The 22,024-nt window shown below is 66.1% G+C and carries 20 protein-coding genes; 5 read left to right on the forward strand and 15 right to left on the reverse strand.

All coding sequences use genetic code 11. The features are described 5' to 3' along the window. Positions 1 to 2: 2 nt before the first annotated feature. The 5 genes from NO363_RS12780 to alaS form a co-directional block, all read right to left on the reverse strand. A complete protein-coding gene (locus tag NO363_RS12780) occupies positions 3 to 272 on the reverse strand; it encodes a hypothetical protein (protein WP_004053880.1) in 270 nt (89 codons plus the stop codon). Beyond that, positions 272 to 2,620: a formate dehydrogenase subunit alpha gene (gene fdhF / locus NO363_RS12785; protein WP_256685603.1), complete on the reverse strand. Its 2,349-nt coding sequence runs from the start codon at positions 2,618 to 2,620 to the stop codon at positions 272 to 274. Before fdhF ends, NO363_RS12780 begins: the two co-directional genes overlap by 1 nt. Beyond that, positions 2,613 to 3,566, reverse strand: coding sequence for a 2Fe-2S iron-sulfur cluster-binding protein (locus tag NO363_RS12790; RefSeq protein ID WP_256685604.1), 954 nt, complete (start codon positions 3,564 to 3,566; stop codon positions 2,613 to 2,615). Before NO363_RS12790 ends, fdhF begins: the two co-directional genes overlap by 8 nt. A 1-nt stretch (position 3,567) precedes the next feature. Beyond that, a complete protein-coding gene (locus NO363_RS12795) occupies positions 3,568 to 5,082 on the reverse strand; it encodes an NADH-ubiquinone oxidoreductase-F iron-sulfur binding region domain-containing protein (protein WP_256685606.1) in 1,515 nt (504 codons plus the stop codon). A gap of 65 nt (positions 5,083 to 5,147) precedes the next feature. Further along, positions 5,148 to 7,928 (reverse strand): alanine--tRNA ligase, encoded by a 2,781-nt coding sequence (alaS, locus tag NO363_RS12800; protein WP_256685608.1) that lies wholly within the window; start codon positions 7,926 to 7,928, stop codon positions 5,148 to 5,150. A gap of 147 nt (positions 7,929 to 8,075) precedes the next feature. On the opposite strand from alaS, the gene NO363_RS12805 reads away from it, so the two are divergent. Beyond that, positions 8,076 to 8,579, forward strand: a complete 504-nt coding sequence (locus NO363_RS12805; RefSeq protein WP_256685609.1) for a TspO/MBR family protein — start codon at positions 8,076 to 8,078, stop codon at positions 8,577 to 8,579. A gap of 1 nt (position 8,580) precedes the next feature. Here the strand turns inward: NO363_RS12805 and NO363_RS12810 are convergent, their stop codons facing one another. Next, the gene (locus tag NO363_RS12810; RefSeq protein ID WP_370525563.1) at positions 8,581 to 10,401 is read right to left on the reverse strand and encodes an SLC13 family permease; all 1,821 of its coding nucleotides are present in this window, start codon (positions 10,399 to 10,401) and stop codon (positions 8,581 to 8,583) included. Positions 10,402 to 10,461: 60 nt separating this feature from the next. Next, on the reverse strand, positions 10,462 to 11,436 hold the full coding sequence (locus tag NO363_RS12815) for a replication factor C small subunit (RefSeq protein ID WP_256685611.1): 975 nt from the start codon (positions 11,434 to 11,436) through the stop codon (positions 10,462 to 10,464). Positions 11,437 to 11,535: 99 nt separating this feature from the next. Here NO363_RS12815 and samp2 point away from each other — a divergent pair, with 99 nt between their 5' ends. The 3 genes from samp2 to NO363_RS12830 all read left to right on the forward strand — a co-directional run bounded on the left by samp2 (position 11,536) and on the right by NO363_RS12830 (position 13,737). Beyond that, positions 11,536 to 11,727 (forward strand): ubiquitin-like small modifier protein SAMP2, encoded by a 192-nt coding sequence (gene samp2 / locus NO363_RS12820; protein ID WP_256685613.1) that lies wholly within the window; start codon positions 11,536 to 11,538, stop codon positions 11,725 to 11,727. Positions 11,728 to 11,773: 46 nt separating this feature from the next. Further along, positions 11,774 to 12,100 (forward strand): GNAT family N-acetyltransferase, encoded by a 327-nt coding sequence (locus tag NO363_RS12825; protein ID WP_256685614.1) that lies wholly within the window; start codon positions 11,774 to 11,776, stop codon positions 12,098 to 12,100. 464 nt (positions 12,101 to 12,564) lie between these two features. Continuing rightward, positions 12,565 to 13,737 (forward strand): ISH3 family transposase, encoded by a 1,173-nt coding sequence (locus NO363_RS12830; protein WP_256685615.1) that lies wholly within the window; start codon positions 12,565 to 12,567, stop codon positions 13,735 to 13,737. A gap of 809 nt (positions 13,738 to 14,546) precedes the next feature. On the opposite strand, the gene NO363_RS12835 is transcribed toward NO363_RS12830, so the two are convergent. The 8 genes from NO363_RS12835 to larB form a co-directional block, all read right to left on the reverse strand. Next, on the reverse strand, positions 14,547 to 15,746 hold the full coding sequence (locus NO363_RS12835) for an MFS transporter (protein ID WP_256685616.1): 1,200 nt from the start codon (positions 15,744 to 15,746) through the stop codon (positions 14,547 to 14,549). A 196-nt stretch (positions 15,747 to 15,942) separates the two neighbouring features. Further along, positions 15,943 to 16,290 (reverse strand): group I truncated hemoglobin, encoded by a 348-nt coding sequence (locus tag NO363_RS12840; protein WP_007740307.1) that lies wholly within the window; start codon positions 16,288 to 16,290, stop codon positions 15,943 to 15,945. 270 nt (positions 16,291 to 16,560) lie between these two features. Further along, a complete protein-coding gene (locus NO363_RS12845) occupies positions 16,561 to 17,568 on the reverse strand; it encodes a halocyanin domain-containing protein (protein ID WP_256685617.1) in 1,008 nt (335 codons plus the stop codon). A gap of 5 nt (positions 17,569 to 17,573) precedes the next feature. Continuing rightward, positions 17,574 to 18,734, reverse strand: coding sequence for a multicopper oxidase domain-containing protein (locus tag NO363_RS12850; protein ID WP_256685619.1), 1,161 nt, complete (start codon positions 18,732 to 18,734; stop codon positions 17,574 to 17,576). Between the two features lie 179 nt (positions 18,735 to 18,913). Further along, positions 18,914 to 20,296 carry a phosphohexomutase domain-containing protein gene (locus NO363_RS12855; RefSeq protein WP_256685621.1) on the reverse strand — a complete coding sequence of 461 codons (1,383 nt, stop codon included), beginning with the start codon at positions 20,294 to 20,296 and terminating at the stop codon, positions 18,914 to 18,916. A gap of 36 nt (positions 20,297 to 20,332) precedes the next feature. After that, the gene (locus tag NO363_RS12860) at positions 20,333 to 20,572 is read right to left on the reverse strand and encodes a GIY-YIG nuclease family protein (protein ID WP_256685622.1); all 240 of its coding nucleotides are present in this window, start codon (positions 20,570 to 20,572) and stop codon (positions 20,333 to 20,335) included. A gap of 9 nt (positions 20,573 to 20,581) precedes the next feature. Further along, positions 20,582 to 20,731 (reverse strand): DUF7563 family protein, encoded by a 150-nt coding sequence (locus NO363_RS12865; RefSeq protein ID WP_004051743.1) that lies wholly within the window; start codon positions 20,729 to 20,731, stop codon positions 20,582 to 20,584. Between the two features lie 115 nt (positions 20,732 to 20,846). Further along, complete coding sequence (gene larB / locus NO363_RS12870) at positions 20,847 to 21,611, reverse strand: nickel pincer cofactor biosynthesis protein LarB (RefSeq protein WP_256685625.1); 765 nt, start codon at positions 21,609 to 21,611, stop codon at positions 20,847 to 20,849. Positions 21,612 to 21,842: 231 nt separating this feature from the next. Between larB and NO363_RS12875 the strand changes: the two genes are divergently transcribed. After that, positions 21,843 to 22,010 carry a DUF1931 domain-containing protein gene (locus NO363_RS12875; protein ID WP_256685627.1) on the forward strand — a complete coding sequence of 56 codons (168 nt, stop codon included), beginning with the start codon at positions 21,843 to 21,845 and terminating at the stop codon, positions 22,008 to 22,010. Positions 22,011 to 22,024 lie beyond the last annotated feature (14 nt).

The following is a 22,024-nucleotide window of genomic DNA, read 5'->3' on the forward strand; positions in this document are numbered from 1 at the left end:
CCTTACTCCGGCGGGATGTTGCCGGTGAGTACGTTCCGGATCGCGTGCAGGCCGGTCGCCGCGAGCACCACGAACAGGTTGAACAGCGCGTGCGGGACGACTGTCTTCGTCCGACTCAGTCGACTACCGCACGCTGGACACGTCGTCTTACCGGTGTCGAAGCGCTCCCCGCAGACCGTACACTCCCGGACATCGTGTTCACGATCGCTCTCGACGCCGACTTCGCCGTCGCCGAGCCCCGCCGCCTGCTTGATGCGTCGTGTGAGCGTCATCAGTCGTCGGACTCCGCGAGCGTTCGGTCGCCGCTCTCACGGGTCGTTCGTGCCGGGTCGCTCTCCTCGCCGGAGCGGAGCCGGACGCTCGTCACCTTGTACTCGGGCGTTCGCGCCGCCGTGTCGAGATCGTTCTCGTCGGTGAGCGTATTGACAGCCGATTCGGCGAAATGCATCGGGACGAACACGGTGTCCTGTCCGGGCCGTTCGGTGACTTGCGCTTTGACGCGAATCGTCCCGTGGCGCGATTCGACGCGGACGTAGTCGCCGTTTGCGATGCCGGCGTTGGCGGCCGTCTCTGGGTTGATCTCGACGAAGTCCTCGCCGACGTAGGACATGATCCCCTCCTCGCGGTGGGTCATCGTGCCCGTGTGATACTGGTAGAGCACTCGCCCCGTGGTCATCGTCAGCGGGAACTCGTCGTCCGAGAGGTCGGCCGGCTCGTTCGGCCCCGTCGGGATGAGCGACGCTTTGCCGTCCGCGGTGTTGAACTCCTCCTCGTAGAGGCGCGTGGTGCCCGGGTGGCCGTCGTCCCAACAGGGCCACTGGAGCTCCGCGCCGTTTTCGAGCCGTTCGTGACTAATCCCGCCGTAGATCGGCGTCAGCTCGGCGATCTCGTCCATGATCTCGGAGGGCGACGCGAAGTCCCAGTCGTGGCCGAACCGCCTGGCGAGTGCCTGCAGGATCTCCCAGTCCCCACGCGTGTTGCCCTTCGGCTCGATCGCTCGCTTCACCAGCTGGACGTGTCGACTCGAACTCGTGAACGTCCCGTTGGACTCGACGGCGGTCGTCGCCGGCAGGACGACATCGGCGTGTTCGGCGGTCTCGGTGAGGAAGATGTCCTGCACCGCTAGGAAGTCGAGATCGTCGAGGACTTCCTGGGCGTGATCGACGCCGGGTTCGGAGAGCGAGGCGTTCTCGCCCATGATGTACATCCCGCGGAGATCGCCCCGATCGGCCGCGAGGAACTGCTCGGTCGTCCGCCACCCCTCCTCGCTCGGGATCTCGGTGTCGTACGCCGCCTCGAACTTCTCGCGGATCTCGTCGTCGGTGACGGGCTGGTAGCCCGGGAAGTTGTTCGGCAGCGGGCCCATGTCCCCGCCGCCGCCCTGGACGTTGTTCTGCCCGCGGAACGGCGACAGCCCCGCACCGGGCTTGCCGATGTTGCCCGTGACGAGCGCGAGGTTCGACATCGAGATGATGTTCTCCGTCCCGTTGGTGTGCTCGGTCAGCCCGAGCGTCCAGCAGAAACAGCACGAATCGGCTGCGGCGATCGTCTCCGCTGCCGACGCCAACTCCTCCGGTGGCACTCCCGACACCCGCTCGACGTACTTGGGGGTGAACTGGTCGAGATGTTCCTTCAGATCGTCGAAGCCGTCGGTGCGCTCGTCGATGAACTCCTCGTCGTGGAGATCGTTTTCGATGATGTAGCGGGTGAGTCCGTTGATCCAGGCCGTGTCGTAGCCCGGTTCGGTTCGGGTGTACTGGTCGGCGTATTCGGCGATCTGGACCTTCCGCGGGTCGAACACCACCATATCGGCCCCGTCGGCGACGTTCTGTTTAATCCGTGTCGCCAGCACGGGGTGGGCCTCGGTCGTGTTCGAGCCCGAAAGCAGGTAGCAGTCCGTGTTTTCGAGGTCGTCCATCCCCACCGAGGCCGCGCCGTAGCCGACGGTCTGTTTGAGCGCCGCGACCGTCGGCGCGTGACAGAGGCGATTGCAGTTGTCGACGTTGTTCGTCCCGATGACCTCGCGGGCGAACCGCTGCATCGCGTAGTTGTCCTCGTTCGTGGCCTTCGACGAGGAGATCAGCCCGAGCGCATCGGGACTGTCTTCCTCGATGATCCCGCCGAGTCCGTCGACCACTCGCGAGAGCGCCTCGTCCCACGATGCTTCCCGAAACTCACCGTTCTCCTTGACCAAGGGTTCGGTGAGGCGATCGTCGCTGTTGACGTAGTTATAGCTGAACTTCCCCTTCACGCAAGTCGAGATGCCGTTGATCGGCGCTTTTTCCGGGTCCGTGGGTCGTGCGCCGAGCACTTCTCCATCTTTGGTGTGGAGGTCGAACCGACAGCCCACGGCGCAGTAGCCACAGGTCGTGTCGGTCACGTCCACGTCCTGCAGGCGGTAGTCCGAGAGCGCGTCGGCCACATCGAACAGTCGCCCCTCAGTCATCGTGTTCAGCGCGACCGACTCGGTCGCGTGCTCGAATGCCTTGAACGGGGCCGTCTTCGTCACGTCCTTCTCGCTCGCCTCGTGGGCCTGGTCGCGTGCGCGCTGCATGAAGCCCGCGACGCCTTTCTTTTCGTCCTCTCCGCCGTTCGTGCTGTTGGTTTGCTGTTCAGTCATCGTCGGCCTCCCCGTCGAGCGCGTCGTCCTCGTAGGTCTGATTCCCTTTCATCGGCGTCGCCGGATTCGGCTGGCCGTCGTAATCCTCGCCGATGGTCTCGCCGATGGAGTTCTCCTGCGTGAATCCAGGGACCGGGATCGTCGCCGCGTCGGTGTAGTCCTGCTCGACGAGCGAACCGGTCGGACAGACCGTCGCACAGTGGCCACAGGAGACACACGTCGAGTCCATCATCTCGTCGGCACCGTTCTGGAAGCCGATGCGCGTGTCCGGACCGCTCCCCTCGATACGGAGCACGCCCTCGACCTGGACGTCGTTGCAGGCCTCGACGCAGCGATTGCAGAGGATGCACTTGTTCCGGTCGATCTGGATGAACGGCGAGGACTCGTCGATGGGTTCGTACTCGTCGCGGTCGTCGAACACGCCATACCGGGGCACCTCGACGTCGGCCTCGATGGCGGCGTCCTGGAGCTCGCAGCGCCCGTTCTTCCCACAGGTCGTACACCGGAGGTTGTGGTCCGAGAGCACGAGATCAAGATTGACCGATCGTGCCTCTTCGGCCTCCGTACTGTCCGTGCGTACCGTCAGCCCCTCCTCGGCGGGGAAGCTACACGACGGTACCAGGCCGTGTTCGTCGGTCTCGACCATACAGGTCCGACACTCGCTGCGCGGGCCGATCCGGTCGGTGTCCTCGCGGTCGTAGTAGCACAGTGCCGACAGGTCTTCGTCGGCCCCTACCTCTTCGAGCGCGTCGATGATCGTCGCCTCCTCGTCGACGCTCACTTCTTCGCCGTCGACGGTGAGACTGCTCGTCTCGCGCGCGCCCACGTCGGGATCGGTCGCAGTACCCGTGTTGAAGTGTTCAGTCAGTGGCGGTTGTGGCCGCGGATCGTCGATCGACGGCACGCTCGGGAGCGATTCGGGTCGTCCTGTGTGGTCGGTGCTCATATCAGTTGGTCTCCGTGCAGACGCCGCTCGGACAGCGCCCCTCGGCGTGGGCGGCGATCTCGCGCTCGAAGGCGTCCATCGCCGTCGTCACCGGCCGTGGGGCGGCCTGTCCGAACTCGCAGGTACTCGATTCCGCGACGACACGACTCAGCTCGCGCAGCTCGCTCGGTTGGAAATTGCCATCATACACGTCGCGCAGCAGTTCGACGAGCTGTTTCGACCCCTCGCGACAGGGGACGCAGCGCCCGCAGTTTGCCTCGCGGGCGAATTTCGCACGTGCGCCGGCGAACTCCAGTGCACACGTCGCGCCGTCGAACAGTTCGATCCCTCCTTCGGTGCCGAGGCGCGCGCCGGCGAGTGCGGGCGCGCTCGCGGGCACGTCGAGCGAGCGCGTGATCCCGCCGAACCGACCGCCGACACAGGCCATCTTGTACTCCTCACCGTCGGCGACCGCTTCCGCCAGCGCGGTGTCGGTGGCCAGCTCGACGGTCGTCGGCCCGGTCACACCGTCGCCCGTCACGGTGAGCAGTCGACTGCCGGGATCGGCCGCGCTCGTCTCGAACTCGTCCGGGGCGGCCGCGAACGCTCGAACTTGCGCGAGCGTCCGTGGCGTGTGGACGACCGTCGGCCGGCCGTAGAGGCCGACCTCGCTCGGCCCCGGTGGGCGGAGGCGGGCTTCGAGGCGGTCGGCCCCCTCCATCGCTTCGAGCGCCATCGTCATCTCGCCGGCGATATACCGATCCGGACCCGCAACGACGTCGATCTCCGTCCCGCCCGCGTCGACGTTCTCGACGGCCTCACGGACACGCTGCGCCGCGAGGTCGTCGTCCTCGTTCAGATAGACGACGACGTCGGTCGCCTCGACGGCCGCCGCGACCGCGAGCGCGCCGTCGAGCACTTCCGCGGGGCGACTTTCGAGTAGCAGTCGATCGCCGCCCACGGCGGGATCGCTCTCGTTGCCGTTGACGACGACCACCGTCTCGCCGTCGCTCCTGCGGGCGGTCTCCCACCCCTCCGCGATCGATTCGTCCGTGTGGCCGTCGCCGCGCCCGCGCCCGAGCAGGCCCGCGCCGGCCACAGCCTCGAAGAGATCCTCCGGCTCGTCGCGTGCCCGTTCGGCGAGCGACTCGTCGAGTGCTGCCGGCGCGGCCCAGCCACAGCGTGCGAGCACGTGCCGCTGTCCGGCCGCGAGCGGTCCCGTTTTGGGCATCGATATTCCCTCGTCGCTCTCGGCGACCGCGTGTGCGTCGTCGGTCGGTACGTCACCCGCTTCGAGCGTTTCGACCAGTTCACGCGCACGATCGGGTGAGACGTTCGCGTGGACGGCGGTTCGATCGTCGGCGGTGGCCAGCACCACCGGGGCGAGCGCTGCCGCACCGGTCGGGCCGGTCTCGACGATGTGAACGTCGGTCGCCGCTTCGCGCGCCGCTTCGAGCACGCCGTTCGCGCGGTCGTGCTCGGCGGAGCCGACGGCGACGCGGATCGCCGGCGTCGTTGCTGCTTCGGTACCTACCATCGGACGAACTTTCACCGTGAGAACCAAAAGGGTTGTTCACAGCTACCGTACACGAGCCGCCTCGATCAGGCGTTCAGCACCTGCCGCAGCACGTCGGGCGCTTCGTCGAGCGCCTCGTCGAGCGCCCCCGTTTGCGGGCCGCCACCTTGTGCGAAATCCGCCGGCCCGCCGCCGCCGCCGCCGACGCGCCCGGCGAGTTCGCCGACGACCTCGCCGGCGTCGATCGCCACCCCGTCGGGCACGGCGACGACGAACTGCGCGCCGTCGGCTCCGCTGGCAATCACTGCGACCTGGCCACCCTCGGCGAGCGCGTTCGCCGTCGCTCGCAGCTCCTCGATATCGCTGTCGATGCGCTGGATGACGGCACTCGTCTCGCCGACGGTAATCTCCTCGCCCTCGACGCCACCGCTCGCGCGCGCCTCGGCGAGTTCTGACTCCAGCTCCTCGATGCGCTTGCCGCGCTCCTTCCACTCGGTGAAAAAGCGTGCGGCGGTCTCTGGCACCTCTTCGGGCGTGACGTCGAGCGTTGCGGCCGCCCCGGCGAGCGCGTCCTCGGTGTCCTGGGTCGCCTCGATGGCCGCCGGACCGGCCGCGAACGAGAGCCGCTCGACACCGTCCTGCACGCGCTCGGTGTTGAGAACCTTGATCGCGCCGATATCGCCCGTGCGGGCGACGTGTGTCCCGCCACAGGCCTGGACGTCGTCGGCGACGTGGATCAGTCGGATGCGCTCGCCCGGCGGGATCCCGCCCTGGTAGAGGTCGAACCCGTACTCCTCCTCGGCGTCGTGGCGGTCGGGCCACTCCGACCCCACCGAGACGTTGTCGGTGACGATCCCGTTGGCGATCCGTTCGATCTCGCGGACCTGCTCGCGGTCGATGCGGTCGTAGTGGCGTACGTCGATCCGGGATCGGTCGGTGCCCTTCTGTGCGCCGGCCTGTCTGATGTGCTCGCCGAGCACCTGCCTCGCGGCGTGGATCACGATGTGGGTCGCGGTGTGGTTGCGCATCAGCTGGCGTCGCCGGCCGGCGTCGATCTGCCCGCGGACGAACTCGCCCGTTCCGGGATCCCCGTCCGTGTGATGGACGACGACGTCGCCCTCTCGATGGACGTCCTCGACGTCGACGGTGGTGTCGTCGGTGCTCAGTGTGCCCGTATCGGCCGGCTGGCCCCCGCCTTCGGGGTAGAACAGCGTTCGATCGAGCACGACGTCGTAGCCCTCCTCGCGCTCGAACGTGTCGAGCACCATCGCCTCGAACGCCATGCGCGTCTGGTCGTCGTAGTAGAGTAACTCGGTCTCGGGCAGGTCGGCGACGCGCTCGTCGCCCTGCTCTCCCGTCTCCTCGGCCACCCCTTCCTCGCCGTGACGGGCGGCCACGAGGCTGTAGAAGTCATCGGGCACCGATACATCAGTTCCCTTCTCGCGGGCGATGTCGGCGACCATGTCGGGCTGGATCCCGTGGGAGTCGTACAGCTCGATCAGCTCCTCGGTCGGGATCGCCTCGTCGCGCTCGGCGTACTCCGCGGCGAGCTGGCGTACGCGTCGACCGCCGCGTTCGAGCGTCTCGCGGTACTTCTCGAGCTCCGTCCGCACCATGTCGCGGATCGTGTCGCGGTTCTCGTAGCCGAGGCGCTCGGCCTGCATGTCGACCAGTTCGTCGAGCGGCGCGTCCACCCCAACCGTATCACAGAGTCGCTTCGTCCGCCGGAGCACCATTCGGGCGAGATATCCAGTGCCGACGTTCGAGGGGACGATCTCGTCGCCGAGCATGTAGGCCAGGGTGCGGCAGTGATCGGCGATGGCGTAGATCGCCTCCAGCGGCTCGAGCAGCTCGCGGAGCTCGGTGACGTCGACGCCGAGCTGTTCGGCGATCGTCCCGCGGGCGCGTTCGGCGTCCTCGGCCTCGTCGATATCCATGTGGCCAGCGAGCGTCGCCGCGCGCGTGACGAGCTCCTCCTCCTCGTCGGTGTGGTCGATGCCGGCGTTCCCCTTCAAAAAGGAGATCATCTCGGGGTAGATCGCCTCGTAGACGGTGGGCGTTCCCTGCGAGACCCACGTCCAGCGTTCGAGCCCGTAGCCCGTATCGACGATGTACGTGTCCATCTTCGAGTACGTGTTGCCGTCCTTCAGCTCGTACTCGCCGCTGGGATCCTGTTCCATCGACATGAAGACGAGCGTCGCGAGCTCGACGCCGCGGTAGATGACCTCGATCGCCGGGCCGGCGTTGCCGCCGCCGACCCAGGGGTCCTCGATGTAGGTGATCTCTTCGGGGTTCGCACCCATCGCCTCGAAGAACTCGTCGCAGTATTCCACGGTTCGATCCTTCCAGTAGACCTCGCCCTCGTAGGCGTACTGGTCGGGATCGTCGAGCTCCTCGCGCGCGTTGAACGCGTGGTGAGCCATCATCTCGAAGGCCATCGTGTGTCGGCCCGTCTTGCCCACGTTGTCGATGTCCTGCATCCGGATGCAGGGCTGGGAGATCGTCAGCGGGTTCGCCGGCGGCGGCGTCGCGCCGCTCGTCACCAGCGGTTGGAAGTCGTAGACTGACGCCTGGGTCAACAGGACGTCGTCGCGCCAGCGGTTCGCCGCGACGGGGTAAGGGTCGATGCGTTCGTGATCGTGGTCTTCGAAAAAGGAGAGAAACGCCTCGCGCATCTCCTCCAGACTGTACTCTTCGTCGAGACTCGGATTGCCGATGAACTCGTACTCCGCACAGGGTGGCTCGCCGCAGTTCTCACGGTCCGCGTCGCGCGTCCAGAAGAAATCGCCGCAGTCGGGGCACTCCTTCCGGACGAACCCCTCCTCCTCGAAATACTGCAGTCGGTACTCCGCTTCGAGCGTACTCATGCTATCCGCTCAAACCGCCGTTCGCCTAAAACAGTTGCGTCCCGTTCGGAACGGTCGATTCACGGTTCAGTCGGGCGGTTTCGGTGCCCCGGCTCGGGCCGTCTCAGCCGGCGGTAGTGCTAAGCCGGCGGCCGCTCTACGAGGGGTATGTCGGCAGTCAACTGGCGGTCACTCCCCGATCGACGGCCGTTCGTCACGCTCTCGTCGGTCGTCGTGGCTTGCGTCCTGCTCGGCGCGGCCGGCGGGTTGATCACGGCCCCGCAGATCGAGACGTGGTACACGACGCTCAACAAGCCGGGATTCACCCCGCCGAACTGGCTCTTCGGCCCGGTCTGGACGGTGCTCTATGCATTTCAGGGGCTGGCCGCGTGGCTCGTCTGGCGCGCGGGTCTCGACGACCGCCGGGTTCGGGTCGCGCTCGGGCTGTTCGTCGTCCAGTTCGTACTCAACGTCGCGTGGTCGCCGGCGTTCTTCGGGCTCGAATCCCCTGTTTTGGGACTCGTCGTCATCGTTCCGCTCTGGTTCGCTATCGTTGCCACGATCGGTGCCGCGGCGCGCGTCGAACGCCGGGCGGCTGCGCTGCTGGTGCCATATCTCGCCTGGGTCTCCTTTGCGACGGCGCTCAACTACGCTATCTGGACGCTGAACTAACTCATACGCCCCAGAACAGCGAGATACCGAGCACTGTCACTACCGACAGCAGCGCCTGCAGCGGTGCACCGACCCGGAAGTAATCCGTGAAACGGTAGCCACCTGGACCGTAGACGAGCAGATTGGTCTGATAACCGATTGGCGTCATGAAATCCGCACTCGCCGCGAACGTCACCGCGAGGACGAACGCGAACGGGTTCGCGCCGATCTGTGCCGCCGTCGCCACACCGACCGGAACCATGAGCACGACGCTGCCGGCGTTGCTCACTACGGCGGTCGTGAGTGCCGTTATCACGTAAAACACCCAGAGCACACCGAGCGGCGGGAGGTAGTTCGCGCTCTCGGCGACGAGCGCACCGATGAGCGCGGCTGCCCCGGTCTGGGAGAAGGCGATCCCCAGTGGAATGAGTCCCGCGAGCAAGAAGATGACGTCCCACTCGACGGCGTCGTAGAGTTCGTCGGGTTCGAGCACGCCCGAAAACACCATCGCCACGACGCCAGCGAGCGCGGCGACGAGGATATCGAGAACTCCGAACGCGGCGAGACCGACGACCGCGACCACGATACCGACGGCGATCGGCATCTTCGCCGTGCGGTAGTTCGATGCTTCGAGCTCGCGTGCGACGATGACGTTCGGGTTCGTCGCCAACCGCTCGATGCTCTCGGCGGTCGCTTGCACCAACACCGTGTCGCCACGATCGAGCGCGATGTCCCCCAGTTGGTGGTGGAGCAGCTCGGTACCGCGACGTATCGACAGCAGATTCACGTCCGCACCGAACGGTGCAGTCACGCTCTCCCCGACGAACGACGACCCTGTCGGAACGACGAGCTCGACGAACTGTTGGCGCTCGTCGGCGGTGAATTCACCCTCGCCCACGTTGGTTCTCGCAACGTCGAGACCCTCGGTCGCGGCGAACGCACGGAGTTCCCTGACGTCGGCTCGAACGACGAGCGCGTCGCCGCCCTCGACCGTCTCGGTGGCGAACGGTTCGATGTGAGCGCCGTCACGAATCACCTGCACTACGGTCGGCCCGCCGTCCTCGGTGATCGTCGCGATCTCCTCCCCCACGAGCGGCGAGTCCGCCTCGACGACCACTTCGGTTAGATACTCGCTCATCGCGAACTCGGCGAGCAGACCCTCGCCGGCCGCGATGCGCTCGGGGATGAGACGATAGCCAACGAGCAGGAGATAGAGCGCCCCCGTGACGAAGACGAGTGCGCCCAGTCCGGTGAACTCGAACATCGAGAACGGACGGTCGAGCAGCCGTGCCGAGACATCGCTGGCCACGAGGTTGGTCGAGGTCCCGATGAGAGTGAGCATCCCTCCGACCATCGAGGCATACGAAAGCGGCAACAGCAGCTTCGACGGCGAAGTGCCGCCCTCGCGCGCCAGATCCGAGACCGCCGGAATCAACATCGCAACGATCGGTGTGTTGTTCAGCAGTCCCGAGGGGATCCCGGCGACGCCGATGACCGACAGCAGCTGCCGGCGCTCGTCACCGCGGGCGACGCTGGCCATCCACTTGCCGAGGCGTTGGACCGCGCCCGTCCGGCTGATGCCCGCGCTCAGGATGAACATCGCCAACACCGTGATCGTCGCGCTGTTGGAAAAGCCGGAGACACCCTCCTCGATGGAGACCTGTGTCCACGGGCTGAGCACCATCAACGCGACCATGACGAGCAGTGCGGTGACGTCTACAGGAACGAGTTCGCTCGCAAAGAGCACGAAAGCACAGATCGTGATGGCGAAGACGACGACCATACCGGTCGTTATCGGCGGTAGTTGTCCGAACTGCGCGAGAGCGAGCACGCCGGTAGCCATTGTGCGTGCTACCGATGGCGGGTATATGATTGCTGTCGTTGTCGTCAATCAGTCCCGGCCTTACTCCGCTTCGAGCGCGAGCGACGCCAACAGTGCCTCCAGCTGGAGCCGTTCGTTCGCGCCCTGCGTGATGCGGTAGTCCGTCTCCCCCACCCGTTCGAGCAGTCGTACAGTCGCCTGATCGTCCAACTCGAACGACCACGCCGAGCGGTGGAGCTGGTCGATGACGTCGCCGCCGCCGAGCCCCCAGTCGGTGAGCAGGTCGTCGAGTTTCGCGCGCGCGGCGGTGAAATCGCCCCCGATCGCGTGCTGGACCATCGTCTCGATCTCCTCGGGCCGTGCGGCGGCCGTGATGGCGTAGACCGCCTCCTCGTCGACCGTTTCTCCTGTGGTGGCGGCGGCCTGCAGCCCGTTGATCGCCTTGCGCATGTCGCCGTCGGCGGCGTAGACGAGGGCATCCACTCCGTCGTCGGTGATCTCGATGCCCTCCTCGCCGGCGATCCGCTCGACGTACTCTGCGACGGCCGTCTCGGGCAGCGGCCCGAATCGGAAGACCGCACAGCGCGACTGGATCGGATCGATGATCTGGTTCGAGTAGTTACACGAGAGGATAAAGCGGGTGTTGTTCGCGAACTGCTCCATCGTCCGGCGGAGCGCGGACTGGGCGTCGCTCGTCAGCGCGTCGGCCTCGTCGAGGAAGATGACTCGGTAATCGTAGCCGCCGAAGCTCGTGCGCGCGAAGTTCTTGATGCGATCGCGCACGACGTCGATCCCGCGCTCGTCGCTCGCGTTGAGCTCCAGGAAGTTCTCGCGCCAGTCGTCGCCGTAGATCTCGCGCGCGATGGCCATCGCCGAGGTCGTCTTCCCGACGCCGGCGGGGCCCGAAAAGAGCAGGTGTGGCAGGTCGTCCTGGGCGACGTAGCTCCGCAGCCGCTCGGTGATGTCGTCCTGGCCGGCGACCTCGGCGAGCGCCGACGGGCGGTATTTCTCGATCCAGATCTCGCCCCGGCCCCCCGATCCGCTGGTCTCGCTCATGGCGATGCGAAGGGTGGCCGACTCTTAAGACACCCGAGACCGGGACGAGCGCTCGGAGCCGTCCGACAGCATCAAACCCGATCGCCGGCTCGTGTCGATATGGTCACGGTCGATATCGTCGGCGGCGACACTCACGAACTCGCCGTCGAAGGGACCTACGGCGACCTGCTCGACGCGGTGGGGCTGAGCCGCCACGAGGCGACGGTGCTCCGGGACGGCCAGCCGGTCCCGGCCGATGCGGAGATCGACGCCGAGTCGGTGCGCGTACTCAGGCTCATCAAGGGCGGCTAAGACGGTGGAAACCCGTCTCGCGCGCCCGGCGGAGCGCCCGGCAGTGATGAACGTCCTGGATGGAGCGTCGCTTGCAACCGACGCCGACACCGTTCGCAAGCGTATCCGGGCGGACGCGGTGTGGATCGCCGTCGCGGACGATCGGCTTCTCGGCGCGTGCGTTCTCGACGACCGGGAGATCGACGCCATCGCCGTCCGTCGGCGGCGACGCGGCCAGGGTATCGGGACGCGACTGGTCGAGCGCGCCGCCGCAGCGACCGCTGGCGATCTCCGGGCCGAGTTCCACCGCCGCGTTCGCCCGTTCTACGATTCACTCGGATTCGCCATCGAGCCGACCGACGAACCGGATCGGTTCCGTGGTCGGTACGAGTAGCGCGTTGACTGCTGACGATCCGCCAGCAACGGCTGCTGCGCGACTTGATATACTGTATGTCGCGATATCGAACGCCCCTTGTGATGATCGACGGCCGATATTCGGTGTTCCACCGTCTGCCGAACCGCTGGTCGACTGGTTGTTGGGATCACGCGAAGCGAAACCGATCCGTCACCGATCGCAGTAGCCGAACGAGACATCGGGGATCGATGCCGTCCGTCCGACTCGGATAGTACGCTTCGTTCGTCAGATCATCCTGATTGGGCGATCTGTCGGTGTTTGAACGCGCGTTCCCGCTTTTTGCGCCCACGATGCATGCACGATCAATATGGCGACGCCGACCTCTCTCGATCGATCAGGATCGAGACGACTGCAAATGACACAAAGTTCGGTAGTTCCCAATCGAGTTGAGAGGCGGAGCTAAAGCGTCGGTCTGATTGCAGAAGATGTCTGGTTGGGTGAATGTGTTAGAATTACCGCAACCAGACGGCTTCCTTTCGGCGTGGGATGTCAAAGGTGTAGCGGCGGATGTGATCGGAGAGCTTCCCTTGCCAGGGATCGAGGGCTCGCCCCTCGATCCTGGCGACATCTGGTCCGTCGTTATCCTTGCCAGCACCAATCAGAGCTCCATTCGAGAGGTCTGTGCCGAGAATCACGAGGCTCCCTGTGACGATACTGTCTTCGAGTGGCTCCACACGCTCGATCGAGGCTGGCTCGAATTCGCCGCTAACCTCCTGTTCATGCAGTTGGCTATGACGATCCTCGACCCTGACCGGTCGAGGATCGTCTCCATCGATTTCGTCGATAACCCCTATCACGGCACCTACAGCGACGAGGTAGGCGAACTCTGTCGAATGAGCCCCAAAGACGGTACCACGACCTGCCACCGATACTGCACTGCTTACCTCGTCTCGAACGGGAAACCGATCACGCTCGCGATGACGTACGTCCGCAGCGACGAGAAGCAGGCCGACGCGGTCGAGCGCGTCCTCGACCGCGTCGAGGCCTATCCCTTCGAGATCGAGCTGCTACTGGCTGATTCGGGCTTCTACAACGAGCGCGTCATCCGCCGCTCACGAGAGATCGCCGCGACTGTCGTGCCGGTCGCCGAGAAAGGCGACCGGCTCGAAGAGAAGCTTGAGACGCACAAATCGTACATGACGACCTACCGGATGTACAAGGACAGCGAGCGGGAACTGCGCTTCCCGCTCGCAGTCTCTGTCTCGTATCAGAACGGCGATCGCGGCAAGCATGGTGAAGTGGTCCGAGGGTACGCGGCGTGCGATCTGGGCGATCGCACGCCTACACAGGTCGAACACTGCTACCGAAAGCGGTCAGCGATCGAATCGAGCTACCGTCTGTTTCGGAGTGCACGAGCGGTAACGTCGACGCAAGATCCGATCGTGCGGTTTGCGTTCGTGGTGGTGAGCTTTCTGCTGGAGAACCTGTGGTTGGTGCTACGATGGGCGGTCGTCGCCCGCCCTCGCCGAGGCGGGCGCGACCTGCCCGAGGAGTTCACGTTCTCGGTGTTCTGTGACTGGATTCGACACGCGTTGGAAGAAGAGTTGGAGCGGCGGTGGAAGATCGAGATGAATGGTGTCGGCGTGCCGGACGCATACACCGCGGCCGCGGGCTGAGGCCAGCCCGCGGCCTCGGGGGTGCCCTTCGTGAGCTCCAGCTGTTGGCTGGGTTCGTGAGGAGTCGATGCTGGGAAGCGTTGAGTACGCAGCGGCGCTTCTGACCTCCAGCCAACCGGTCCACTACGATGTTTACCTCGATAGCACACCGGTTCAGAGGAGATGTTGAGATTTCAGTTGGGAACTACCGAAGTTCCACGTGAATATCTACCGTGCAGCCCTCACGGATCATCCAGCGGAGACCGCTCTCGGCCCGTGCTCATCGTGGTTCCCGCCGATCACTGCTGGCTTCGTTGACGGAACGACTGTTTCGTCCCGGGGCGAAATGCGCCTGACGGTAGCCGCGTGCAAACCGAGAAATTCACTTCTGACGAGCGGTCGCCGAAGCTCCCCCTCTGACTCCCATTGCTCATCTCGTCGGCAACGCTCGTGATTGCAGCGCCACGGGTCGCCGATTGTTATAGCGATAACTGGTGTATAACGGCCTCGACATTCCTCTGACGACTGTCCGATCAGTTGCATTCGTTCGTTTCGTCGTACGGACCGGGATCGTGCGCACGATCTCCACGAACCCGTGACCCGTTGGATCACCGTTCCAAGCGATTATTGCCGACTGTCAGCGTCCAAGAAACAGTGAATGCCCGTCAACGTCGCTGGCACTCGTAATCTGGGTCCGACAGGTTGGCAACTACTCTCTCTGGCGATCCCATCGGCCGTGATCACCGCTTCGAAACTCTGCCGTGTTGCCTGTCGATCACTGACCCCGGACACTGCTGGCCCGTCGCCGATGTGCGCTCGCCGCGCCGACCTCAGCGGACCGCCACGGCGATACCGCCCCCGAAGATGGCCAAGCAGCCGATACCGGCGAACACGGCCGGGAAGCCGATCGTGCTCGATCCGAGCGACAGGGAGGCAGCTGCGGTGAATGCGACCGGGCCGATCGTCTGGCCGAGTCGGAGCATGCTCGTTCTGACGCTCATCAGCCCCGCGCGCAGCTCCTCGGGGACGAGCCCGACGATCGTGCTGTCGAGCGACGGCGTGATGAGGCCGACGCCGGTGCCGAACGCGAGCAGACAGACGACGACGAGCGCGAGCGACGGCTGTGTCGCGAGCCCGAGCAACGATCCGCCGTAGAGGAGGAAGCCGACGGCGATCAGGACGACCGGGCCGACACGCGTCGAAATGCGCCCGTACTGGGTGTTGCAGGCGGCGCTGGCAATCGAGAGCGTGGCGAGGACGATCCCGATGCGGCTGCTCGACAGCCCGTAGCTGTCGCCGAGCACCAGCGGGATCGCCGTCAGCATGCCGTAGAACATGAAAAAGTGGACGAGTACGGTCAGGTTGGCGGCGACGGCGCGCGGGTACGCCAGCACACCCCGTATTCGCCGGAAATACTCCCGTACCGACTGCTGCTCGCCGATCGTCGGCTCGTCGAGCACCGACAGCGCGTAGAGGCCCACCAGGATCGCCACCCCGAAGAACAGGAAGGGTACTTGCCAGCGCACCGCCGCGAGCGTGCCGCCGACGAACGGGAAGATCGCCCCACTGCTCCCGATGGCCCCGCCGTTGATGCCGATGACGGCGCTGCGGCGCGGGTCGTCGTAGTAGTCGCCGATCAGCGTGATCGCGAGCATGATCAGCGCGCTGCCGCCGACTCCCTGAAGCACTCGCAACAGCAGGACCTGCCGGAACGTCGAGGCGAAGGCGATCCCCGCACCCGCCACGCCGAACAGCAGCAGGAGCGGGACGAGGGTCCAGCGACGGCCGATCCGGTCGGCCAGCAGGCCGATGAACGGGGTGAGCACGACCCCGGGGATGGTGAACGCCGGCACGATCAGGCCGACAGCGGCATCGCCGACACCGAACACGCCCTTCAGCTGGGGGAGCACGGGCGTGAGCAACGAGACGCCCATGATCCCGACCATCGAACTCGCGAGAACGACGTGGAGGTTCGACGCCTGCCACGGAACGGTGCCCGATCGAAGGCTCCCGGATTCGTTGGCACTCATCGTCCCTCGGCTACGACCCATTCACCGTCCGACATCAGCCGGAAGATGACGGACGACGACGGTTGGACGGCTATCCATTCTACGGGCCGTTCTCCGGATGGCGGTTTGATAGTTTGGGTTTCACGTATTTTTGCGTCCACATGGGTACGATCACACCCCGTTTGGCTATCCCACGGTGAGACGGTGAGTCGACGGGCTACTGGCCGACGATGTCGTCTTCGAGCGCCGCGACCTCGTCGATGATGCTCTCGACGTGGGGTTCCGCGACGCCGTTCGCACGCATGGCGTCGGCGAGATGGCCGGCGACGTGCGAGAACGCCGTCTCCGTGATCCCCATCCCTTCGTGGGCGCTCTGCATGTCGTCGCCGCTGTAATCGACCGGCCCGCCGGCGACGGCGCTCACGAACTGGACCTGGTGTGCGAAGAGCGCCTCCATGTCGTAACCCTCGAAGTACGGTTCGAGAAGCGGATCGTCGAGGACGCGCTCGTAGAAGTTCGCCACGACTGCTTCGACGGCCTCGCTGCCACCGATCTCCTGATACATCGAACTCCGTGCTGGCATCACCGGAACGAGGTGAGGGAGACGGGAATAGTTTCACCCGAACTCGTTCGGAATGAATGACTATCACAACCATGGTCCACAATAGCGTCATTCATCACTCCCGCTCGCACGCATTTTCATTATCTCTGATATGGTAGTTCGACGACTACTGGCTCGATACCGATCGACGGGCATCGCACCGACGGGCATCGCACCGACGGCGAACGGGAGGGGTCCGGCCGACGGCGAATCGGTCCCCGTCGATTCGGTGGCTCACGGCTCCCGATCGCGGCTTCTCCGAACCGCGAGGAACCCGCCGAAGACGAGCGGCGAGAGAACGGCCATCAGCCCGCTCCCGGCCAGCGCGCCGCCCCACGGCGTCGAGAGCACGTCGCCGGCCGACGGGAGATCGGGGTTGCCGACGACGAGCAGCCCCTTCATCCCGAGCTGCTCGTAGGCCGGGCAGGAGTATTTCACCACCCGATTGCCGGTGAACGTCCACTCGAACGTCTCCCCGTCCGTCCCGCTGAAGTCGGTCCAGAACGACTCGTCGTCGGCGACGACTGTGAGCGCCTCGCTCTCCTCCAGCCGTCGCCAGACGACCGTCGTCCCGGGATCGACGTGGATCGCTGGTGGGTCGAACGCGAAGATCCCGCCGTTGCCCGGCGCGCCCACCCCGATCTCGACCCGATCGCGACCGGTGCGGTCGACGACCTCCTCGAAGTTCTCGACATCGTCGAGCCAGCCACCGTACGGCGACGATGATTCCTCACTACCGTTCCCCGCGCCGCTCTCGACGGCGGCATCGGCACCGACGAGGATCGCCCCGCGCATCCCCATGCTCCGGTGGGGCACGCAGGCGTAGTTGACCGCCCCCTTCTCCTCGACGGTGTGCTCGAACGTGTGGCCGGCCTCGCTCGCGGTCTCGCTCTCGAAGGCCCCGTTTTCGGCGACGACGTTGTGGCCACCGCCCTCGCCGGTCCACTTCCAGGTGACCGTGGTTCCTGGATCGACGCGGACGGCCGGCGGCGAGAACGCGAAGTTCCCGCCGTTGCCCTTCGCGCCGACGGCCACTTCGATCTGCTTCGTTCCCGTCTTGTCGACCACCTTCTCGAAGTTGTCGACGCCGTCGAACCAGCCCGCAGCGCCGCTCTCCTGTGCGCTGGCGGTTCCCGCCGTCGCGCCGACCGTCCCGATGCCGACGGCCGTGCTGCCGGCGACTTTCAGGAACCCCCGTCGACCGCATCGTGCCGCGCTTGGGTCCGCTGTGGTTCCCCGCATCGCGATCACTTCCCGTCGTAGCCGGCGTACTCCATGAGCTGGCCGAAGATGTCGGAATCCATCGCCTCGCGGTAGACGATCGCGCCGAGCATCCCGCCGGGATAGCTGTCGCCGTTCATCACGTGGTTGACCTTGTGGCAATGCAGGAGGTAGATACCCGGGTCGGCGTCGGCGGTGAACTCGATCACGCGGCGCTCGGCGGGCGCGACGTTGGTGACGTCCTGATCGTAGCGGGCGACCTCGGGAATCACGCCGCCGTCGTGCTCGATCACCTCGAAGCGGTGGTTGTGGGTGTGCAGCGGGTGGGACATGTAGCCGCCGTTGACGAAGTGGACTCGAACGGTGTCGCCCTTGTCGACGATGATCGGCGAGCCGTCCTCGGGGTGGAACGAGCGCGGGGCGCTCTTGCCGTTGATCGTGAACACGTCGGGATTGCGATCGCGTGGGCTGTACTGGGCGTCGCCGCCGGCCATCATCCGGTTGAGCCGGGAGTCCCACTCCTTGACCGTCATGAAGTACTCCTTGTCGGCCGGCTCGTATCCCTTCGGGTCGACGCGGAGGATGCCGTACATCCCCATGTCGATGTGACGATGGGTCTGGTAGTGGCAGTGATAGAAGTGCGTGCCGGGGACGTTCGCCGGGATGGAGTAGGTGTGTTTCTCCCCCGGCTCGACCTGGATCCCGGTCGTGGTCGGTACGCCGTCGTTCTTCCAGGTCTTCTGTGAGCCGTGGAAATGGACCGTGTGCGGGCGCATCCCGTCGGTGTTGTCGAGAGTCACTTCCATGTCGTTGCCCTCGGTAGTCCGGAGGATCGGTCCCGGCACGCTCGCCGGCCCGTCGTCGGCCTTGAACGCCCAGACCTGCGGGAGTTCGATCGGCCCGCCCATCGTCTCCTTGGGATGGACCGCGTGTCGGCACTGCTGGGTGCTGAGCGTCACCTTCCCACCCTGATCGTCGACCTGCACGACCTCGGGTGGCGAGGTGTACGGGAGTTTGCCGCCGCTCCCGCTCACGTTCGCCGGCGGATCGCCGAGCGTCGGGTTCGTCGCCGACTGCCGGCCACCCGCCGTGCAGCCGGCGAGCAGCGCCGTGCCGACACCGCCGCTCGCCGCCAGAAACTCCCGCCGTGAGATGCCCGTCCCCGGAGCGCCGATCCGATCGGTCATGATACAGTTGCAGCTACGAACGGGAGTTGAATAAACCGCGAACCCGATTTTCATTCGGTGAGAACCGGCCTACTGGTGGCTGACGGTAATACGTATTTCCATCACGATCTCACACGACCCGTCACGATCGGCCCCATGGACGCGCCCGCTCGCCGACAGTCCGGTGGCTGCCGCCCGATTCAGACGAGCGGCGCGACCAGTTCCTCGCCGGCGTCGAGCAACGCCGCGACCCGCTCCTCGCTTTCGGCCTCGGCGTAGACCCGAAGCACGGGTTCCGTCCCGCTCGGACGGACGAGCAGCCACGCGCCGCTTTCGAGCACGGTCTTGAACCCGTCTGTGGTCACGACGTCCGCGACCGCCTCGCCCGCGACCCGGTCGGGCAGTTCACCCTCCAGCTCGTCGAGTACACGCGCCTTCTCGTCGTCCGGACAGTCGACACTGATCTTCGACTGGTGGATTTCGCCGTGCTCGTCGAGTAGGCGATCGACCCGGTCGTCGAGCGGTTCCTCGCGCTCGGCGGCCGCCGCGAGCAGTGCCAGGAGCACACCGTCCTTCTCCCGGACGTGGCCGGCGACCGAGAACCCGCCCGACTCCTCGCCGCCCACGAGCGCGTCGGCTTCAGCCATCGCCCGCGCGACCCACTTGAACCCGACCGCCGTCTCGACGACCGACTCGCCGTGGGCCTCGGCGATGCGATCGACGAGGAACGTCGTCGAGACGGTTCGCACCGCCGACCCCGATGCCGATTCCAGGAGGAAGTCGTAGAGCGCGGCGAAGAACAGGTTCTCGTCGAGATGGCCCCGTTCGGGCGTCACCACGGCGAGCCGGTCGGCGTCGCCGTCGTTGGCGATGCCGAGGTTCGCGTCGCCGTCCTGGACGTGCGTCGCCAGCTCGCCGAGATGCTCGGCGCTCGGTTCGGGCGACGTGCCGCCGAAGTCGGACGCGCGCTCGCAGCGCAGCCGCTCGACCGACGCACCCGCCGCCGAGAGCAGTTCGTCGGTGACACCACGGCCGCTGCCGTGCATGGCGTCGTAGGCGACGGTCAGGTCGTCGAGGGCGGCCTCGTCGGCGTACTCCGCCACGAGATCGTGGGCGTGTTCGGCGTGCGAGGCGACGAAATCCGTCTCCCGGATCGTCCCCCACTCCGCTTCGGGGAGCGACGTCGGCTCGGCGAGGTTCGCCTCGATCGACTCCGTGATCTCGGGCAGCGCGGGCGCGCCGTCGTCGGGGATGAACTTCACGCCGTTGTACTCCGCCGGGTTGTGCGAGGCCGTGACCATCAGCCCGCCGGCGAGATCGCGGTCGGCGATCGCCCAGGCCAGCAGCGGCGTCGGGCGATCACGCTCGGGGAGGAGCACGTCGAACCCGTTGGTCGCGAGCACGCGCGCGAGCTCCTCGGCGAACCCGCGCGAGCTCTCGCGGGCGTCGTAGCAGACGCCGACCGGCGCGTCGCGCCCGTCGAGGTGGGTCGCGACCGCCTGGCCGACCATCCGCACGCGGGGTGCGGTGAAGACGTCGAGCGTCGCCCGCCAGCCGTCGGTACCGAACGAGATAGCGTCCATGCCTCCGGTGTCGCCGCCGTGAACAAAAGCTTCCCGTCACTCGCACAGCCGTTCCTTCCGACTGTGCGAGAGCCCCTTGATCTCGTGTTCGCGCGACAGCGCCGCTCCTTTGGCGTCGAACGTCTCCGTGTGGCGCAGCTCGACAGGTGTCCGCCCGCGGGTGTATTTCGCGCCGGTGCCGGCGTTGTGCTCGGCCACCCGTCGCTCGACGTCGGTCGTGTAGCCGGTGTAGAGGGAGCCGTCGCTACACTCGACGATGTAGACGTGGTGGCTCACGGAGGGCGTTCAGGCGTTTTTCGCGCGTTCTTTGGCCGCCTCGGCGATGCCGGCGTTCGCCGCGCAGCCGGGACAGGCGAACAGCCGCCCGTCCTCGTCGGCGAACACCCGCTCGAACTGCTCCGAGACGTGCTCGCCACAGTAGTCACATTCTGGCATATGTGGTATGCTGGCAGTGGTTTTGCCAACGATGATTGTAGGGTCTCAAGCAGTAAATACCCTTTCCGCGGCGGTATCGCCGCTGCACAACCCTGTCCTCCGTGCCCGTCTTCGCTCATTTTCGTGCCTCGTCGAGTGCCCGTGCAATCAACCCTGCCTGTGCGCCCGCGACGAACCCCGCATCGACGTTCACGGTCGTGAGTGCGGTACACGACTGGAGCGCGCCGGCGAGCGCCGCCTCACCCTCTCCCCCATAGCCGTAGCCCGAGGCGGTCGGCAGGGCGATCACGGGAACGCCGACGAGTCCGGCGATCACGGTCGGCAGCGCGCCCTCGCGCCCGGCGGCGACCACGAGCACGTCCATATCTCGGAGTTCGCCGAGTTCGTCGAACAGTCGATGGACGCCGGCGACGCCGACGTCGTCGTAGCGCTCGACGGTGGCCCCCATCTCACGAACGACGGCCGCCGCCTCGCCCGCCGGCCCCGCGTCGACCGTGCCGGCGGTGACGATCCCGACCGTCGCCTCCAAGACTGGCGGCTCGAAGTCGACCGTCCGCACTCGGAGGACGTTCGCGCGCTCGTCGTGGTCGATCTCCGCCGCAGGCCAGTCGTCGGAGAGTCGGTCACGCACCGTCGCGGCGGTGTCGTCGTCGATCCTGGTGGCGAGTCCGCGTCCCGTCGTTTCGAGGGCGAGATCGAGTAGTTCGTGGATCTCGTCGGTCGTCTTCCCCTCGGCGAACACCGCCTCGGGGACCCCGCTCCGTGCCTCGCGGGCGGCGTCGAACCGTCCCGCCTCGCCCGTCGCGTAGCCCGCGAGGCGCGCTTCGGCGGTCGCTATCGAGATCTCGCCCGCCGCGAGGGCGGCCAGCGTTTCGCGCATGCGCTCCCTGGGTGCTGGACGTACTACTCCTCGTCGTCTTTCCGACGGCCGATCACCGTCGATCGGCGGTCCGCTTCGGCCGTCTTTGGTAGATTTCACACCGCTGTTCGTGGTATTTTCCGACCGCCGGCGTCGCCATCATCCCGGGTGACTGGACGAACCGCTTCGAGAGCGCCGATATCGAGTGATTATGGCAATATTTATAAAGCGCCCTTTTGAAAACGGCCCTGTATGGCAGACCTGATCGTCAAAGCCGCCGTGAAGGATGAGCTGAGTGACATGAATGTCTCGTCGGACTTCTACGATGCCCTCGACGAGGAGGTCTCGTCGCTGCTCGAAAACGCCGCCCGCCGCGCCGACGAGAACGACCGCAAGACCGTGCAGCCGCGCGACCTGTAAGGTCGACCGCTCGA

It is taken from the genome of Halococcus qingdaonensis, from assembly GCF_024508235.1.
Lineage (GTDB): Archaea > Halobacteriota > Halobacteria > Halobacteriales > Halococcaceae > Halococcus > Halococcus qingdaonensis.

Coding starts and splice junctions, on each gene's coding strand:
- samp2 (WP_256685613.1), top strand. CDS start 11,536: ATGGTCACGGTCGATATCGTCGGCGGCGACACTCACGAACTCGCCGTC.
- fdhF (WP_256685603.1), bottom strand. CDS start 2,620: ATGACTGAACAGCAAACCAACAGCACGAACGGCGGAGAGGACGAAAAG.
- NO363_RS12875 (WP_256685627.1), top strand. CDS start 21,843: ATGGCAGACCTGATCGTCAAAGCCGCCGTGAAGGATGAGCTGAGTGAC.
- NO363_RS12790 (WP_256685604.1), bottom strand. CDS start 3,566: ATGAGCACCGACCACACAGGACGACCCGAATCGCTCCCGAGCGTGCCG.
- NO363_RS12825 (WP_256685614.1), top strand. CDS start 11,774: ATGAACGTCCTGGATGGAGCGTCGCTTGCAACCGACGCCGACACCGTT.
- NO363_RS12840 (WP_007740307.1), bottom strand. CDS start 16,290: ATGTATCAGGAGATCGGTGGCAGCGAGGCCGTCGAAGCAGTCGTGGCG.
- NO363_RS12855 (WP_256685621.1), bottom strand. CDS start 20,296: ATGGACGCTATCTCGTTCGGTACCGACGGCTGGCGGGCGACGCTCGAC.
- NO363_RS12850 (WP_256685619.1), bottom strand. CDS start 18,734: ATGACCGATCGGATCGGCGCTCCGGGGACGGGCATCTCACGGCGGGAG.
- NO363_RS12780 (WP_004053880.1), bottom strand. CDS start 272: ATGACGCTCACACGACGCATCAAGCAGGCGGCGGGGCTCGGCGACGGC.
- NO363_RS12835 (WP_256685616.1), bottom strand. CDS start 15,746: ATGAGTGCCAACGAATCCGGGAGCCTTCGATCGGGCACCGTTCCGTGG.
- NO363_RS12865 (WP_004051743.1), bottom strand. CDS start 20,731: ATGCCAGAATGTGACTACTGTGGCGAGCACGTCTCGGAGCAGTTCGAG.
- NO363_RS12845 (WP_256685617.1), bottom strand. CDS start 17,568: ATGCGGGGAACCACAGCGGACCCAAGCGCGGCACGATGCGGTCGACGG.
- NO363_RS12795 (WP_256685606.1), bottom strand. CDS start 5,082: ATGGTAGGTACCGAAGCAGCAACGACGCCGGCGATCCGCGTCGCCGTC.
- NO363_RS12815 (WP_256685611.1), bottom strand. CDS start 11,436: ATGAGCGAGACCAGCGGATCGGGGGGCCGGGGCGAGATCTGGATCGAG.
- alaS (WP_256685608.1), bottom strand. CDS start 7,928: ATGAGTACGCTCGAAGCGGAGTACCGACTGCAGTATTTCGAGGAGGAG.
- NO363_RS12805 (WP_256685609.1), top strand. CDS start 8,076: ATGTCGGCAGTCAACTGGCGGTCACTCCCCGATCGACGGCCGTTCGTC.
- NO363_RS12810 (WP_370525563.1), bottom strand. CDS start 10,401: ATGGCTACCGGCGTGCTCGCTCTCGCGCAGTTCGGACAACTACCGCCG.
- larB (WP_256685625.1), bottom strand. CDS start 21,611: ATGCGCGAAACGCTGGCCGCCCTCGCGGCGGGCGAGATCTCGATAGCG.